The sequence below is a fragment of the Oceanobacillus halophilus genome (genome assembly GCF_003628505.1).
GTDB lineage: Bacteria > Bacillota > Bacilli > Bacillales > Amphibacillaceae > Oceanobacillus > Oceanobacillus halophilus.
Map to the genome: position 1 here is coordinate 18,748 of NZ_RBZP01000021.1, position 17,138 is coordinate 35,885.

Annotated in this window: 15 protein-coding genes; 10 read left to right on the plus strand and 5 right to left on the minus strand. The window is 36.3% G+C overall.

Features of this window, described 5'->3' with window-relative positions; translation table 11 throughout:
* Window positions 1–75: 75 nt before the first annotated feature.
* A complete protein-coding gene (locus D8M06_RS16900; protein WP_121205762.1) occupies window positions 76–372 on the minus strand; it encodes a YtpI family protein in 297 nt (98 codons plus the stop codon).
* A gap of 104 nt (window positions 373–476) precedes the next feature.
* Between D8M06_RS16900 and D8M06_RS16905 the strand changes: the two genes are divergently transcribed.
* Complete coding sequence (locus tag D8M06_RS16905) at window positions 477–1,421, plus strand: DHH family phosphoesterase (protein ID WP_121205763.1); 945 nt, start codon at window positions 477–479, stop codon at window positions 1,419–1,421.
* A 686-nt stretch (window positions 1,422–2,107) separates the two neighbouring features.
* Here the strand turns inward: D8M06_RS16905 and D8M06_RS16910 are convergent.
* The 3 genes from D8M06_RS16910 to ytrH form a co-directional block, all read right to left on the minus strand.
* A complete protein-coding gene (locus D8M06_RS16910; protein WP_121205764.1) occupies window positions 2,108–2,302 on the minus strand; it encodes a YtzJ family protein in 195 nt (64 codons plus the stop codon).
* Window positions 2,303–2,454: 152 nt separating this feature from the next.
* Entirely contained in the window at window positions 2,455–2,958 is a 504-nt protein-coding gene (ytrI, locus tag D8M06_RS16915; RefSeq protein ID WP_121205765.1) for a sporulation membrane protein YtrI, read from the minus strand.
* Entirely contained in the window at window positions 2,958–3,290 is a 333-nt protein-coding gene (gene ytrH, locus D8M06_RS16920) for a sporulation membrane protein YtrH (RefSeq protein ID WP_121205766.1), read from the minus strand. The genes ytrI and ytrH overlap by 1 nt, the downstream gene beginning before the upstream one ends.
* A 266-nt stretch (window positions 3,291–3,556) precedes the next feature.
* Between ytrH and dnaE the strand changes: the two genes are divergently transcribed.
* The 8 genes from dnaE (at window position 3,557) to D8M06_RS16960 (ending at window position 14,420) form a co-directional block, all read left to right on the plus strand.
* Entirely contained in the window at window positions 3,557–6,910 is a 3,354-nt protein-coding gene (dnaE, locus tag D8M06_RS16925; RefSeq protein WP_121205767.1) for a DNA polymerase III subunit alpha, read from the plus strand.
* Window positions 6,911–7,132: 222 nt separating this feature from the next.
* Window positions 7,133–8,371 (plus strand): NADP-dependent malic enzyme, encoded by a 1,239-nt coding sequence (gene ystJ / locus D8M06_RS16930; protein ID WP_121205799.1) that lies wholly within the window; start codon window positions 7,133–7,135, stop codon window positions 8,369–8,371.
* A 76-nt stretch (window positions 8,372–8,447) separates the two neighbouring features.
* Window positions 8,448–9,050, plus strand: coding sequence for a FadR/GntR family transcriptional regulator (locus D8M06_RS16935; protein WP_338322997.1), 603 nt, complete (start codon window positions 8,448–8,450; stop codon window positions 9,048–9,050).
* Between the two features lie 91 nt (window positions 9,051–9,141).
* Window positions 9,142–10,005: an acetyl-CoA carboxylase, carboxyltransferase subunit beta gene (gene accD / locus D8M06_RS16940; RefSeq protein ID WP_121205769.1), complete on the plus strand. Its 864-nt coding sequence runs from the start codon at window positions 9,142–9,144 to the stop codon at window positions 10,003–10,005.
* Window positions 9,999–10,958: an acetyl-CoA carboxylase carboxyl transferase subunit alpha gene (gene accA, locus D8M06_RS16945; protein ID WP_121205770.1), complete on the plus strand. Its 960-nt coding sequence runs from the start codon at window positions 9,999–10,001 to the stop codon at window positions 10,956–10,958. The genes accD and accA overlap by 7 nt, the downstream gene beginning before the upstream one ends.
* Window positions 10,959–11,184: 226 nt before the next feature.
* Window positions 11,185–12,144 carry a 6-phosphofructokinase gene (gene pfkA / locus D8M06_RS16950; RefSeq protein ID WP_121205800.1) on the plus strand — a complete coding sequence of 320 codons (960 nt, stop codon included), beginning with the start codon at window positions 11,185–11,187 and terminating at the stop codon, window positions 12,142–12,144.
* Window positions 12,145–12,169: 25 nt separating this feature from the next.
* Entirely contained in the window at window positions 12,170–13,930 is a 1,761-nt protein-coding gene (gene pyk / locus D8M06_RS16955) for a pyruvate kinase (protein WP_121205771.1), read from the plus strand.
* A gap of 97 nt (window positions 13,931–14,027) precedes the next feature.
* Window positions 14,028–14,420, plus strand: a complete 393-nt coding sequence (locus D8M06_RS16960) for an FxsA family protein (protein WP_121205772.1) — start codon at window positions 14,028–14,030, stop codon at window positions 14,418–14,420.
* A gap of 2 nt (window positions 14,421–14,422) precedes the next feature.
* Here D8M06_RS16960 and ytvI read toward each other — a convergent pair whose 3' ends face one another.
* Complete coding sequence (ytvI, locus tag D8M06_RS16965; RefSeq protein ID WP_158591814.1) at window positions 14,423–15,529, minus strand: sporulation integral membrane protein YtvI; 1,107 nt, start codon at window positions 15,527–15,529, stop codon at window positions 14,423–14,425.
* A gap of 424 nt (window positions 15,530–15,953) precedes the next feature.
* Between ytvI and citZ the strand changes: the two genes are divergently transcribed.
* Entirely contained in the window at window positions 15,954–17,075 is a 1,122-nt protein-coding gene (gene citZ / locus D8M06_RS16970; protein ID WP_121205774.1) for a citrate synthase, read from the plus strand.
* Window positions 17,076–17,138 lie beyond the last annotated feature (63 nt).

Genomic DNA, 17,138 nt, shown 5'->3' on the forward strand with positions numbered 1-17,138 from the left:
TTATCTATTTAATCAATAGCAACAACTTATTCCATAATTAAAAATAGAAGCTGACTATTTAAAGTCAGCTTCTATTTATTTAGAAGGATGTAACCTTCTCCACTCATTACGATAGTGTTTCGTTGCTTTGAAGCCATCATACATTTGATAACTTCCAAGCATTACAAACACAATTCCGATAAACAAAGAAATTTGTGTTAAATAAAACAAGTACTGATTAATGCCAAAGAAGAAAATAAAACTGCCAAGACAAATTCTTGATCTGGAATTATAATATCTTTGTGTTAATCCATCTTTACTCTTCAAGATAGCAACCTTATAATATACATACAACACAAGCGAAATTATAATAAGTATTGGGAAAATAATCATATTATCTCTCCTAAACGCTGAATAAATATAATAAGTTAATTGTAACTTTTTTTTATTCATAACGCTAGGATGAACCATTCATACAAAAGAACAGGAGTAATGACATGTCAGTAAATGAAATTATTGAGACCATTAAGAAATACGATACCATTATTATTCACCGTCATGTAAGACCAGATCCAGATGCACTTGGATCGCAAGGTGGACTGAAGCAGATTATTCAAACATCATTCCCAGAGAAAAGTGTATATGCTGTAGGGACGGAAGAAGGTGACTTAACGTTTTTAACACGAATGGATACGATTGATGACTCTCTATACCAGGGGTCATTGGTCATTATATGCGATACAGCAAACTCTCCAAGAATTGATGATCAACGCTATAACCTAGGGGAGAAATTAATTAAAATTGACCATCATCCAGTTGTAGATACATACGGGGATTTACGCTGGGAAAATACAGAGGCTAGTTCGGCTAGTGAGATGATTTTTGAATTATATCTGGCTGGAAAAGATGCCGGGCTAAGGCTGGACGAAGAAGCAGCAAGGTTGCTTTACGCAGGAATTGTTGGAGACACGGGAAGGTTTATGTTCCCTAATACAACAAAGAAAACTTTCCAATATGCTGCTGAACTAGTTACCTATTCCTTCAATCTCTCTTCCCTTTATACTAATTTATATAGTGTAAAAGACAATGTATCCAGATTAAAAGGTTATATATTGCAGCGTTTTAAATTATTTCCATCTGGATTATGCATTGTGAAATTAACGAAAGAAATATTAGAGGAATTTGCAGTGACACCTTCTGAAACAAGCCAAATGGTGAATGTTTTAAGTGATATCCAAGGTATTAAAGCATGGGCCTTTTTTATTGAAGAAGAAGAACAAATTCGTGTAAGATTGCGTTCTAAAGGTCCTGTTATTAATAAAATTGCAGAAAAGTATAATGGTGGGGGACATCCACTTGCATCTGGAGCAACCATTTATAATTGGCAAGAAGCGGATGATGTAACAAAGGATTTAGATGAGGCTTGCATTCAGTTCAAATAAACATGTGTTTTTCTGTTTTACAAAGGCTCTATTTTTAAAGATTGTTGCTTTTAAAATGACTTTACCTTACCTTTTGTATAAACTGTTAATATCTTTAATTCATAATAATGCTTAATCCCCGCTACGGAAATACACTTCGCTTTCCGCGGGGAGCTGGTGAGCCTCCTCCGTGCTGACGCACTACGTAGTCTCACCGATGCTCTTCTTCCCGCAGGAGTCTACGTGTATTTCCTTCGCTAAATTTCTGCTCTACTTGATTTTGACTAGAATAATTCTATTTTACGAGTAGCAATTGCCCCAAACGCGACATTATAGACTATAGCTTTAAAAATATCTAGAGAGTATATCATAGTGGAGGCAGAATACGTAGACTCCTCGAAAATAAAAGGCAATTTTCTTCGTGCGATGTAATGCTGACGAAGCCTTCCTTGTCCTGTGGGAACAGCACGAGTCCGAAGACCCCGCAGCGTTGGTCTTTCCGCGAGGAGGATGAGGCCGTGGAAAGCGAAGTATTCTGCCGGAGCGAAACTCAGCACAAAACATTCATAAGTGTAAGCGAGAGCTACACTATTCTGAATTAAATAAATTAGGAGTTTCTATCAACTATACAACTTCAAGAAGCAACAAACATTACGAAAAGAGCCTTTACAAAAAAAGAGATGATTCACGCGCTGAATCATCTCTTTTTAACTGGATTTTCTTTCGTTAACTGGGATAAACCAACAACCGGTATCTGTTTCATCGTAGATAACGGGGAGGTTTTCCCGTTCAATATACCGCTTCATTATCCTTATTAGTTCGGGTGATTCTGCGTATGCATTGTGACCTTCCCGCAATTGAGCAATTTTTTCATCACGTAAACGACTTCTGTTAATAATCATCTTTAACAGCTCCTTTCGTAAAAGTGTGAAAATTTAACCAATAAAAACTTCTCTAACTTCTATTTTTAGTATATAATAAAAAAACATTCCATTCTATAGAATACAGAAAATTTCATGAAACGTTCACATGGAATGAACGATGTTTATGGAGCTTATTCGGATAATTTCACTTCTAAAGATAACTTGATGGTATCCCATATGTAAAGCTTAGTGATATCAAAATAATAGGTTGTTTCATCTATTGTATATCCTTTATTCTCAATGGCACGTTCGAGAAGGAAGTCACTCTCTGCGACAATGGATATTTCTTCTCCAACTAAATGACTGATCTCTTCTTTTACTAATTCCTCGAGTTCGTGAACAGTTAAGCGGTCAAGTTTTAGTTTTTCCCAGTTTAGGATATCGACTTCAATTGTTTCAATGGTCGGTGCCTTATTGGTTTTCTCATTTAAGTCTTCATTGTCTTTTAGCAATGCTTCGTTTTGCAAGGTAAGGTCATTCACTTCTGATTTTAAATCCATGTTCTCTTTTAATAAATCTTCATACATCGATCCATACATATACAAGAGGACAATATAGGCAATTATTCCACCAAGTGCGGCACCTGCAAAAAAACGTTGCCAAGAGGACTTTTTATGATATGGGGGAATATGCATTACGTGATTTCCTCCTGTATTAACCATTCAATAATTAAAGTAGCCACTTTTACTCCGCCCATTGCTGATAAGATGAGCAGAATCTGTTTTACGATATCCATCGTAGTCCCATTAAACAAGCCATTCTGGAAATTTTCGATGGCATCAAACGTTCCGCCAATTGCAGCCACTATGGCCCATATTTTTAAATTATTTGCAATCCGAGCAATGTAGGTTAAAGGAGCATCACCTGTCGCAAATGCACCGATACTTCCAATAATTGATCCACCTATAATAACGCCAAATGCGATAAAGAAACAATGAATAAAAGTCTCAAAAAAACGTTCTTCCATGTACAGATTCCTCCTTTAGGAAGGTTCCATACATATTATGTTAGAATAGGACGAGTTATGAATAAGCTAAAGGGTTATCACTTTTTTCACGATATGTGACGAGTTTTTATAGCGGGATCTGACCAATTGTTATTTCTAATTAATAATAGGAGCATCTAAAAAAACTAAACTATATAAAGAATAAACTCACACGTTACATCGAAACCGTATGCATGTTCTGTCTTGATTGGTATAATGGATGTAGATAGAAAGAAGGCGGGATAAATATGGCTTACACACATTTACAAGTTCGAAGTGGCTATAGCCTAATGAATAGTACAATTACCATTGAAAAACTAATACAAAAAGCAAAACAACTCAAATTTGATGCACTTGCTTTAACTGATGAGCATGTTCTTTATGGCGCGATTCCTTTTTATAAGGCTTGTATAACTAATAGGATTAAGCCGATTATTGGAATGATTGTTCAGGTGGAAGTAGATAATCATGTCAATGAAATGGTATTACTGGCGAAAAATAACCAAGGATATCAGAATTTAGCGCAGTTGAGTTCAGCAATCCAATTACAACAGCAATCATCTGTAAAACTAGATAAGCTTTCTAATTATACCAATCACCTAATAGGTATATTACCGGCTAATAATGAAGCAATAGCAGAAAGCTTATATAACCAACCTTATGATAAGACAGCAGCCTACATAGCAAATTGGCAACAATTATTTCCAAACGGTGATTTCTATCTTGGCATCCAAGATGAGGGAAGAGAAAAGCTTGTCCAGTCATTAAAAGCTTTTCAAGATACGTATAATTTTCCTGTTGTTTCCCTTTGTGATGTAAGATATCTGGATGAAAATGATGACATGGCCTTTGACATATTGCAAGCAATGAAAAAAGGGAAGTCATGGGGGATGAAACTATCATCCCCTCAAGTGAAACACAAGCACTTTCGGACCAGTGTAGAAATGGAAGAACGGTTTCGTCATGTATGGCCCGAGGTACTACAAGAAACAGAATTAATCAGAGAAAAGTGCCAAGTTACATTCGATTTCGAGCAACGCTTGCTGCCTTCCTTTCCTGTTCCTAATGCGCAGGACGCAGATACTTACTTGAGAAATATTTGTTTTGAAAATGTAACGAAAAAATATGAAACCGTTACGGAGAATATTTCTCAGCGGTTAGAATATGAGTTACAAGTTATCCAGTCGATGGGGTTTAGTGACTATTTCTTAATTGTTGCAGATTTTATTCACTATGCGAAAGATAATCACATATTAGTTGGTCCAGGGCGTGGTTCCTCTGCAGGATCCCTTGTAGCATATGTGCTCGGGATTACGGAGATTGACCCGATTAAATACAATCTTCTGTTTGAACGGTTTCTAAATCCGGAAAGAATGACAATGCCGGATATCGATGTCGACTTCTCGGACGAACGACGGGATGAGGTCATTGAATATGTTCGTAATAAATACGGAAAAGAACATGTGGCACAAATCATTACATTTGGAACGTTTGCCGCTCGGTCATTGCTTCGAGAATTGATGAAAACACTGGATGTGGATCAACAGGATGCATATTTTATTTTAAAGCAAATTCCTCATCAATCATCGAAAAAGCTACATGAAATCTTCCAAGAATCAACGGAGTTAAAGGAGTATGTTAAATCGTCACAAAAGTTAAAAGTTCTGTTTGCAGCGGCATTAAAATTAGAAGGTATTCCTAGACATATTTCCACCCATGCTGCTGGTGTTGTTATTAGTGAAAAACAGCTGTTAGAACATATTCCGCTGACATTAGGAGCGAATGAAACGCACTTAACGCAATTTACGATGAATGACCTCGAGTCACTTGGACTACTGAAAATGGACTTTTTAGGGCTGCGAAATTTAACGCTTCTAGAAAAAATGATTCAGTCAATTAAATATACGAGAAGGAAACAGTTAACACTCGAATCAATTCCGGAAGAGGACCCAAAGACTTATGAATTATTACGAAGTGGGGAAACAAATGGAATTTTCCAATTAGAGTCGTCAGGAATGAAACAAGTGCTTACGCAATTGAAACCTGATTCTTTTGAGGATATTGTTGCTGTTAATGCTTTATTCCGTCCTGGCCCTATGGATTTTATTCCCGTATATATCGCCAGAAAGGAAAAACGAGAACCAGTACATTATCCGCACCCAGACTTAAAACCAATTTTGGAACAGACTTATGGTGTATTAGTCTATCAGGAACAAATAATGCAAATTGCCCATCGAATTGCTGGGTTCACTTTAGGACAAGCAGATATTTTAAGAAGGGCTGTCAGTAAGAAAAAGCAGAATGTAATGGTTGAGCAGAAAGAAGCATTTATAAAAGGATGTTTACATCGTGGCTATGATAGAAGTGTTGCAGAAGAAATATTTAGTTGGATTGTCAAGTTTTCCAATTACGGCTTTCCTAGAAGTCATGCAGTTGCCTACAGTAAAATTTCCTATCAGCTGGGTTACATTAAAGCACATTATCCGGCAAACTTTTTTGCTGAATTATTAAGTTCCTTCAGAAATCAGCAGGAAAAACTCAATCTTTACTTGAAAGAAGTAAAGGAGAAGAATTTACGTATTCTTCCACCATCTATTAATTATAGTTTTGGGAAGTATTCAGTAGAGAGCAATCATATAAGAATGGGACTTTCTGCTATTAAGGGTGTAGGGAATCAAGCAATTAAAGAAATCATTTATAAAAGAAAAGATAGCCGGTTTAAGAATATCTTTGATTTTTGTATGCGTGTTGATGTAAAACTAGTAAATAGACAAACTATTGAAAATTTAATCATGGTCGGTGCTTTTGATGAAACCTATTCCAATCGAGCAAGTTTACTTGCTTCCATTGACCAGGCGATGGAACAGGGAGAATTATTCCGAGAATTTTCAAATCAACCAAGTCTATTTCAAGATCAATTGGAGCTTGAGATTAATTACGTAGAAATAGAGGATTTTAGTATTGTAAAAAAACTGGCAGATGAAAAAGAGTTGGTAGGTACTTATTTATCTAGTCATCCATTGAAGGAATATCGGAGCACCCTTCGAGCGAATGGGTATATTCCTTTAAAAGCTGCACCGAAATTAATTGGAAAACGAAAGGTAAAAGGCGTAGGAATTATCCAGTCGATGAAGAGCATTCGAACTAAACGGGGAGATCCGATGGCGTTTCTTACAGTAGGAGATGAAACAACTGAAATGGATGCTGTTGTTTTTCCAGAATTGTACAGGAATACGAATCGCTGGCTAGAAGAAGAAATGATTATTATGATAACAGGGAAAATAGAATCTCGAAACAATAAGCTTCAATGGGTCTTAGAATCTATTCAGCCATTTGATGAAAATAAGCTAGAAACGTCCTCGAATCAGCGATTATTTGTAAAAATAAGTGAGGATAAACAAAACCAATCGTTAAAGTGGATGAGAAAAGTGGCGGAACGATACCCAGGAAGTACATCTGTTATTATTTATCACGAAGAAACAAAACAAACCTATCGATTGGCTAATGAATACTCCATTCATGCAACCTATGATTGCTTACAGGCATTTCGAGAGTTTTTTGGGAAAGAAAATGTTGTTTTACAGAATATAGATACGAAGTAGAAAGTGAAGGGGTTGGATTTAGGAGTTTTCAGTTAAAACTCCTTCCTGTTTTTCTGTATATAAAATTAGTTTTTGTCATAAATTAATACATTGTAAACTTTACAGATACAATCCATCTGTTATAATGTAGGATTATAGGTGGTCTGACCACTTTGTGAAATGGTGAAGCTATTATTTATTGTTGTTATTTTATTATATATTCCAAAGGGGCGATTATTAGAAATGGCAAGCTTTAAAGACGAAGCACTACACATGCACAAAATTAATAAAGGTAAGTTATCTATACAGTCAAAAGTACCAGTGAGAAATGCGCAAGATTTAAGTTTAGCTTATTCACCAGGTGTTGCAGAACCTTGTAAGGAAATTTATGATCGTAAAGATATGGTATATGATTATACGATGAAGGGTAATATGGTAGCAGTTGTAAGTGATGGATCTGCCGTACTAGGGCTTGGAAATATTGGACCAGAAGCCTCGCTACCTGTAATGGAAGGAAAATCTGTATTATTCAAAACATTTGCAGGTGTGGACTCCTTCCCAATCTGTTTAGACACGCATGATGTAGACAAAATTGTAGAAACCGTTAAATTAATGGAACCAACTTTTGGTGGTGTTAACTTAGAGGACATTGCCGCACCAAATTGTTTCATTATTGAAGAACGTCTGAAAAGCGAAACAAATATTCCTATTTTTCATGATGATCAGCATGGAACGGCAATTGTAACGGTTGCTGGGTTGATGAATGCATTGAAGCTTGTAGGGAAGTCATTCTCTAATATTCGTGTTGTCATTAATGGTGCAGGAGCTGCTGGGGTAGCTATCATTAAATTACTACGCAGTGTAGGTGTGCACGAGATGGTGATGTGTGACTCCAAAGGGGCTATTTTTGAAGGCAGAACCTATGGAATGAATAGTGTGAAAGATGAAGTAGCCAAATTCACTAATAGACTGAAAATAGAAGGTAGTCTGGAAGAAGTGTTAGAGGGTGCAGATGTCTTTATTGGTGTTTCTGTAGGTGGTGCACTTTCTGCGGAAATGGTAGCAAGAATGAATGATAATCCAGTTATTTTTGCAATGGCAAACCCTGACCCGGAAATTATGCCGGAAGAAGCTAAAATGGCAGGGGCAAGAGTGATTGGAACCGGTCGTTCTGATTTTCCAAATCAAGTGAATAATGTTCTAGCTTTTCCTGGGATTTTCCGTGGAGCACTAGATGTTCGGGCGACCCGAATTAATGAACAGATGAAAATTGCTGCAGCGGAAGCAATAGCGTCGCTAATTACTGAAGAAGAGTTAAATGATGATTATGTAATTCCAGCTCCTTTTGATGCACGTGTAGCACCAATAGTTGCTGCCAGTGTTGCAAAAGCAGCTATGGATACTGGAGTAGCTAGAATTACTATTGATCCTGAAGAAATAGCTGAGAAAACTAGAAAACTAACAAAGATTGAAGATAAATAGGAAGTTAACGTTTTAAATGTAGTTATATAAAACATCCAAGAATATGGCTCTAAAGGAGTGGACGTAGGCTGTGACCATGTTGCCTAATCAGAAAGTTTATCATGGAGTATTGGAAAAGATTCGCATATTTATTGAAGACAACAACTTAAGCCCCGGTGATAAACTCCCGTCCGAACGAGAGCTTTCAGAAACATTAAATGCTAGTAGGTCCTCTATTCGTGAAGCATTTCGGGCATTGGAGCTCCTTGGGATTATTGAAACAAGACATGGCGAAGGGACTTTTCTAAGTTCTTACCGTCCATTTCAGACAGTAGAAATATTGGCTTCCTTTATTTTGAGAGAGAAAAACACGAAGGAAAGTATATTAGTAACAAAGAAACTTCTAGAAAAAGAGGCAGCGAAACTGGCTTTTCATTATATGAAAGAAGCGGATATCGCAAAGCTTCAAGAATCTATTCGGGATTTTGAGAAGGAACCAAATAAGAAACATAAGGAATTTTTTTCCAATCTTTTTATCAACGCGAAAAATGAATTACTTCTTGTGATTTGGCAATTAATTGTTGAATTTTCACAGACATTTGATAAACAAACCTATGAAAATGATTTTTATTGTGAACTTATTAAGCTCTATTCAGAAAAAGACTATCCAGCAATAGAAACGTTATTTACGGATAAATAATGGAATTCATTTTCAATAAGTTGATTGGTTCCATCCAACTAGTGGCCCTTAGAGTAGTTAGATTTAATGTGCAAGAAAAGGAGGAGTCAGTTTGCAGCTTAAAAGCATTTTTAAAAAGCGCAGAAAATATGCAACCATTCCTAATGAACAAAGTAAAATAGATGTTCCACAGGGCTTAATGCAAAAATGTGATGGGTGTAATAAAATATACTATCGCAAAGAAATGAACAATTCTTTAAGTGTTTGTCCGAATTGTGGATATCATCATCCCTTATCGGCTTGGGAACGTATAGAATGTTTGTTTGACGAAGGTACCTTCGAGGAGTGGGATGCTAACCTTACTTCATCCAACCCATTAGGATTTCCCGACTATGAAGACAAAATAAAGAAAGATCAGGAGAAGACAGGGTTAAATGAGGGGGTTGTAACTGGACGAGGTTTAATAAATGGACAGGCCACTGCATTTGCTGTAATGGATTCTTTCTTTCGAATGGGCAGCATGGGCTCTGCGATAGGCGAAAAAATTGCAAGGGCTGTTGAGAATGCCCGTGAACAATCATTGCCTTTTATCATATTTACAGCCTCTGGCGGTGCAAGAATGCAGGAAGGTGTTTTAAGCTTGATGCAAATGGCCAAAACATCTGTTGCAATCAAACGTTTTAATGAAGAAGGCGGGTTGATGATTTCTGTTATGACCCATCCAACAACAGGTGGTGTTTCTGCTAGTTTTGCCTCTGTTGGTGACTATAACTTCGCTGAACCTGGTGCATTGATTGGTTTTGCTGGCAGACGGATTATTGAACAAACCATACGAGAAAAATTGCCAAATGATTTTCAAACGGCAGAGTTTTTATTAGAACATGGGCAACTAGATAAGATTATTCATCGTCACGAGATGAAAGGCCTTCTAACCACATTATTGGAGATGCATCAAAAGGAGGCTGAATCATGGTAAAGCAAATCTTAGAATTTGAAAAGCCCATTGTAAACTTGAAAGAAAAAATAGCTGAATTAAAAAAGTTTACCCAAGATAGTGACATTGATTTAACAGATGAAATTATGACGCTTGAAACTAGACTAGAAGTATTGGAAAATGATATTTATGGCAATCTAAAGCCTTGGGATCGCGTGCAGATGGCAAGGCATTCTGTACGACCAACAACCTTGGATTATATTGAGCGATTGTTCACTGACTTTATTGAGTTCCATGGAGATCGCCGTTTTGGAGACGACAAAGCGATTGTTTCTGGTGTGGCCTATTACAAAGGAAAACCAGTAACCGTAATTGGTCATCAACGCGGAAAGGATACCAAAGAAAATATTCAAAGAAACTTTGGTATGCCACATCCGGAAGGCTATCGAAAAGCACTTCGCCATATGGAACAGGCAGAAAAATTTAAACGACCTATTATTACTTTTATTGATACAAAAGGTGCTTATCCAGGAAAAGCAGCAGAGGAACGAGGTCAAAGTGAAGCTATCGCCAGAAATCTGGTAGAGATGGCTGGCTATAAAGTTCCAATCGTATGTATTGTGATTGGGGAAGGCGGAAGTGGTGGTGCGCTTGCGTTGGGAGTGGGTGATCATATCCATATGCTGGAGAACTCCACTTACTCCGTTATTTCCCCAGAAGGTGCAGCATCTATCCTTTGGAAAGATGCCGGATTAGCTAAGAAAGCAGCCGAATCTATGAAAATAACAGCGTATGACCTAAAAGGATTACATGTGGTTGATCAAGTGATACCTGAACCAAAGGGTGGAGCACATCAAAATATCGAAAAACAGTCTCAATCAATCGATTACGTATTAGAACAGTCATTGATAGAATTATGTGAATATTCTTCGGAGGAATTACTTGAGAAAAGATGGGTAAAGTATAAAAGAATAGGTGATTACAAACTGTTGTAATTTTTTAAAATTAAAGGTTGATATAATTTATATCAACCTTTAATTGTTGCTTAATTTCAAAAATTTATTTTTTGTGAATTTCTAAGGATATTTGTTGATATTTAAAGGATTATACTATATCTTTAACATGTATCTGAAATTTTTATTTAGCTATAGTACAGTTTATTTAAAAAAGTTAATACAGTTTGCTTAATGCAAAATTGAATGTATAGAGGTGAGCATAATGGTGAAAAAAATTGGTGTATTAACTAGTGGTGGAGACGCTCCTGGTATGAATGCTGCGATTCGTGCCGTTGTTAGGAAGGCTATTTATCACGATGTAGAAGTTTATGGTGTGAAATATGGCTATCAAGGTCTTATGGAAGGTAATATTGAAAAAATGGATCTGGGATCTGTTGGGGATATCATTCAACGCGGTGGAACGATTCTTGCTACTGCTAGAAGTGATGAATTTAAAACGGATGATGGTCAGCATCAGGCTATCGAACAAATGAAGAAATTAGGCATTGAAGGTCTTGTTGTTATAGGTGGAGATGGTAGCTTCCGTGGTGCTCAAAAATTATCTGCCAAAGGATTTCCTTGTATCGGTGTCCCTGGTACGATTGATAATGATATTCCTGGGACCGATTTTACCATTGGTTTTGATACCTCACTAAATACGGTTCTAGAAGCGATAGATAAAGTTCGTGATACTGCGACTTCGCATGAACGTACATATATTATCGAAACAATGGGAAGAGATGCAGGAGACTTGGCATTATGGGCAGGCCTTGCTGGTGGTGCAGAAAGCATCATAATTCCGGAGACGACCGAAGAATTTAGTGATATTTGCAATCGATTAGAACGTGGTCGTGAACGAGGTAAAAAGCACAGTATCATCGTTTTAGCTGAAGGCGTTGGAAATGGTTTTGAATACGGAGAGCGTATTAAAGAAGAAACCAATCTAGAAACAAGAGTTACTGTTTTAGGTTATATCCAGCGAGGGGGCACCCCAACTGCACAAGACAGAGTATTAGCAAGTCGTTTAGGTGCAAGGGCGGTGGAACTTTTACTAGATGGAAAAGCAAACCGTATGGTTGGAATTAAAAACAATGATCTTGTTGATCATGAGATAGATACCATCTTATCTGAAAAACACTTTATTAATAAAGAGATGTATAATTTATCGAAGGAATTATCGATTTAATTGTCATCAAGGAGGAGATACAAAAATGAGAAACACTAAAATTGTAGGTACGATTGGCCCAGCTTCAGAATCTGTTGAAACATTAGAAAAGTTAATTGATGCAGGACTTAATGTTACTCGTTTAAACTTTTCTCATGGAGATTTTGCTGAACATGGAGCACGTATTGAAAATATTCGTAAAGCAGCGGCGAATAAAAACAAAACAGTTGCCATTCTGTTGGATACTAAAGGACCTGAAATCCGTACAGGGAACTTCGTAAATGGCGAAGATGATATTATCGCTGGTAATACGGTATATGTTTCTATGAATGAAGTAGAAGGTACTGCAGAGCGTTTCTCTGTTACATATGAAGGTCTCATTAATGATGTACATGAAGGCTCCAAAATCTTACTTGACGATGGTCTTATTGAATTAGAAGTAGTTGCTATTGATAAAAAAGCTGGCGAAATAAAAACAATAGCATTAAATAGTGGAACCATTAAAAATAAAAAAGGTGTCAATGTACCGAATGTATCGGTAAATCTTCCTGGTATTACGGAAAAAGACACAGCTGACATTATATTTGGTATTGAGCAAGATGTTGACTTTATTGCTGCATCTTTTGTACGCCGTGCCTCTGATGTCTTAGAAATCAGAGAAGTATTAGAAAAGCATAATGCAGGTCATATTAAAATCATCCCTAAGATTGAAAATCAAGAGGGTGTAGATAATATTGAGCGTATCTTAGAAGTAAGTGATGGTTTAATGGTTGCAAGAGGAGATTTAGGTGTTGAAATCCCTGCTGAAGATGTTCCATTGGTACAAAAGGAGTTAATTAAGCAATGTAACAATGCTGGTAAGCCAGTTATTACTGCAACACAAATGCTTGATTCCATGCAGCGCAATCCTCGTCCAACAAGAGCCGAAGCATCTGACGTGGCTAATGCCATTTTCGATGGAACAGATGCGATTATGCTATCAGGGGAAACTGCAGCTGGTAGTTATCCGGTTGAATCGGTTCAAACAATGAACAACATTGCTATAAAAGCTGAATCTGCTTTAGATCATAAAGCAATTTTAGAGTTACGTTCGAAAAATGTAGATATGACTATTACAGAAGCAATGACTCAGTCTGTATCTCATACAGCTATGAACTTGAGTATTGATACCATTATTGCACCGACAGAGAGTGGTCACACTGCAAGAATGATTTCAAAATATCGTCCAAAGGCATCTATATTGGCTGTTACTTTTAACGAAAAGGTAAATCGTCAGCTTTCCTTGGTATGGGGTGTACATGCTGTTATGGGCAAAGTAGCAAGCTCTACAGATGAAATGATGGACATTGCTGTTGACAGTGCATTAGATGCTGGCATCTGTCATAGAGGCAGTCGTGTCATCATCACTGCTGGTGTTCCAGTTGGTGAGAGTGGGACAACAAACTTATTAAAAATTCACGTTATCGGAGATGTTGTTGCTAAAGGACAAGGCATTGGAAAGCGCAGTGCGTATGGTAAAGCGGTATTTGCTAAAAATGCAGATGAAGCTAATTCAAAAGTTCAATATGGCGACATCATAGTGGCTTATGGAACCGATAGAGACATGATGCCGGCTTTAGAGAAAGCAAGTGGAATTATTACCGTAGAAGGTGGATTAACATCTCACGCTGCTGTTGTAGGATTAAACCTTGGAATCCCTGCCATTGTAGGTACTGAAAATATCTTTGATGTATTGGAAGAAGGCGAAGATATTACAATTGATGGTACTAAAGGTGATATTTACAGAGGGCATGCTCGCGTACTATAATAATATAACAGAGAGAATAGAAATCGGTAGGATAATACCGATTTCTATTTTCTGATTAATTATCGGAATCTTAGTATAATTTATAGGGGGTGTAAAAATGTTACGTTGGCTATTTCTATTGTTATTAATTCTTCCTGCATCTGAAATTGGCGTATTTTTATGGGTTGGTGGAATAATTGGACCGTGGTGGGTTGTTCTACTTATTTTATTTACCGGAGCAGTAGGGGTAACCATTGCTAGAATACAAGGGATGGAGACTTGGAATAGGGCTCGAATGATAATGAATCAAGGACAGGCCCCAACGGAACAAATTATTGATGGTGTTTGCATTTTTATTGGAGCGGTGTTTTTATTTTCACCAGGGTTTATTACCGATACTGTTGGATTTGTCTTTGTTCTGCCAATAACAAGAAGACCCTTAAAACGGTTCATTTTTAACGTAATTAAAAGAAAAATGGATAATGGTACAATTATATATCGAAAATGGTAAAGCTAGCCTTTAATAAACAACCAAACCCATTTAATAGCTCCTGATTGATGCAAGGCATTTATCAATATAAGAATCGCTGGTGCGACCAGTAACCCTAATAGTCCCCATACCTGAAGTCCAATAAAATAGACAACAAGCGCTAATAGTGGATGAACTCCAATATTTGACGATAATATTTTGGGTTCAAGTATTTGACGGGACAGAATAACAACGATATATAAAATGGTTAAACCAATTGTTAAAGAATAGTTCCCATTTAAAAATAAATAAAAAATCCAAGGTAAGAAAATAATTCCTGTACCAACAAAGGGTATTAAATCTACTAATGCGCTGAGAGCAGCAATAGTTAAGGCGTGATCAATACCTAATAAAAGGAGTCCCATTAAAATCAGGATCCCTGATAAGCTAACTAAAATCACCTGAGCTTTTACAAATCCACCAAACGCTTTTTTAAAATGGATGAGCACCTTTCCGGTGGAAGTATTTACATTCTCAGGTATTAGTTTTTTTAGGTGGCTTTTCAAATTGTACCAATCGTTGGATATGAGAAATGTTCCTAAGACCACAAAAATAAAAATAGCCATAGAACTTGGGAACAGGGATAGCATATTTGGAATATTTGTAAATGAATTCTGTAGAAGTGATGATCCGGTTGTAGCAATCTGATCAAGCGTATTGCTTAGGGTGTTTTTTAACGTATCCTGTTGTGATGAATCAAGTGTTAGAAAAATCGATAAGATCTTTTCTTGTAAAGGAATTATTTTTGTATTAAATAACGCCTCCAAATAAAGAATGAAATCCTTGAAATAGATTGGGATTTTTTCAGCTAAAAACATGGTCCCTTGATAAATCTCCATAATAATAACTACTAACATCCCGATAAGCAGCAATAATATACTGCTAATAATAGTAATTGCAGCTAACACACGTGGGAAATGAAGCTTGTCCTGAAGAAAATCAACAAAAGGATTGATGAAGAAGGCTAATAAAATAGCTAACATTAATGGATATGTATATGGGAATATGAGTGTCATAACCAGATAACTGCCTATTAACATTCCTATTACAATGATTAAACGAAATAATGCCATCCAAATATTTGTAAACATTTTTTTATCCCCCATTAACTACAACGCTTACTTTTTCTCCTTTTTCTATTACATATGATTTAATTAAGAAAAATAGTCATGATTCTTCACATAAATAAGTATTGAATATTCTGACATTATAGTTGAAACGCACTTTTATACCTACTTCTTATTTTAATTTTAAAAAATTAAACGGTTTCAATTCACATTACATTCATAATACTTTATAATTGTTTTTGGGGAAGACAATATTTATAGTAGGATTTTTTTATAGATTACTAGAATTGAATAATTAAGATATTTCGTTATATACGAAATAAATGTTATACTTTAATTATAAATATTGTCAGAAAGTTGTTTATTAGTTAGTTTTCGAAAAGGGGGGCACTCTCTTTTTGAATCACCTTCTATTAAGCAACAATATATAGAAAAGGAGAGGTTTCTTATGACGACAACTACTAAAGGGCTAGAAGGGGTAGTAGCATCAAGGTCACAAATTAGTTCAATAATTGATGACCAACTTACATATGTTGGTTATTCCATCGACGAGTTAGCGGAGAATGCTAGTTTTGAGGAAGTAGTTTTCTTATTATGGAATAAGAGACTGCCAAACCAATCTGAATTAGATGCCTTTAAAAAGGACCTTGCCGATAATATGGAAGTTCCTGAGGCAATTTATGATCATTTGAAATCTTATGACTTAACAAAAGTCCATCCAATGGCTGCGTTAAGAACTGCAGTATCACTCCTAGGTTTATATGATGAAGAAGCAGATGTAATGGAAACGGATGCAAATGAAAAGAAAGCTATCCGTATCCAAGCAAGAATTGCAAATGTTGTAGCTGCTTTTGCGAGAATTCGTAATGGTGAGGAACCTGTAAAACCGAAAAAAGAATTAGGTTATGCTGAAAATTTCCTATACATGTTAAATGGAAAAGAAGCAAACGAAATTGAAATAGAAGCAATAAATAAAGCGCTAGTATTACATGCAGATCATGAATTGAATGCTTCCACATTTACAGCTAGAGTTTGTGTTGCGACACTCTCAGATATCTATTCTGGTATTACTTCTGCTATTGGTGCTTTAAAGGGGCCTCTCCACGGCGGTGCCAATGAAAATGTAATGAAGATGCTACTTGAAATTGGGGAAGAAGAAAATGCGATCCCTTACATTAAGAAAAAATTAGATAATAAAGAAAAAGTAATGGGAATGGGACACCGTGTCTATCAAAATGGTGATCCACGTGCGAAGCACCTAAAAGAAATGTCTAAACAATTAACGAAATTAACTGGACAAGAAAAATGGTATAACATGTCGGTTAAGATTGAAGATTATATTAAAGCAAATAAAGGACTTCCAGCTAATGTCGATTTCTATAGTGCATCTGTGTATCACAGCTTAGGTATCGATTATGATTTATTCACCCCAATATTTGCTGTTAGCCGTACTTCAGGCTGGTTAGCACATATTCTGGAACAATATGCAGATAATCGTTTGATTCGCCCTCGTGCAGAATATATAGGGCCGAAAAATCAAAAATATGTACCAGTATCTCAACGCGGATAAGTGATTATATTTTTATCCAAATCTTATCACTTTATATAACTTTATGAATCTATTAAAATAGTT

Bases quoted from the DNA above. Each gene is read 5' to 3' on its own strand.
- D8M06_RS16900 (WP_121205762.1), bottom strand. From the start codon at position 372: ATGATTATTTTCCCAATACTTATTATAATTTCGCTTGTGTTGTATGTA.
- D8M06_RS16905 (WP_121205763.1), top strand. From the start codon at position 477: ATGTCAGTAAATGAAATTATTGAGACCATTAAGAAATACGATACCATT.
- D8M06_RS16910 (WP_121205764.1), bottom strand. From the start codon at position 2,302: ATGATTATTAACAGAAGTCGTTTACGTGATGAAAAAATTGCTCAATTG.
- ytrI (WP_121205765.1), bottom strand. From the start codon at position 2,958: ATGCATATTCCCCCATATCATAAAAAGTCCTCTTGGCAACGTTTTTTT.
- ytrH (WP_121205766.1), bottom strand. From the start codon at position 3,290: ATGGAAGAACGTTTTTTTGAGACTTTTATTCATTGTTTCTTTATCGCA.
- dnaE (WP_121205767.1), top strand. From the start codon at position 3,557: ATGGCTTACACACATTTACAAGTTCGAAGTGGCTATAGCCTAATGAAT.
- ystJ (WP_121205799.1), top strand. From the start codon at position 7,133: ATGGCAAGCTTTAAAGACGAAGCACTACACATGCACAAAATTAATAAA.
- D8M06_RS16935 (WP_338322997.1), top strand. From the start codon at position 8,448: ATGTTGCCTAATCAGAAAGTTTATCATGGAGTATTGGAAAAGATTCGC.
- accA (WP_121205770.1), top strand. From the start codon at position 9,999: ATGGTAAAGCAAATCTTAGAATTTGAAAAGCCCATTGTAAACTTGAAA.
- pyk (WP_121205771.1), top strand. From the start codon at position 12,170: ATGAGAAACACTAAAATTGTAGGTACGATTGGCCCAGCTTCAGAATCT.
- D8M06_RS16960 (WP_121205772.1), top strand. From the start codon at position 14,028: ATGTTACGTTGGCTATTTCTATTGTTATTAATTCTTCCTGCATCTGAA.
- ytvI (WP_158591814.1), bottom strand. From the start codon at position 15,529: ATGTTTACAAATATTTGGATGGCATTATTTCGTTTAATCATTGTAATA.
- citZ (WP_121205774.1), top strand. From the start codon at position 15,954: ATGACGACAACTACTAAAGGGCTAGAAGGGGTAGTAGCATCAAGGTCA.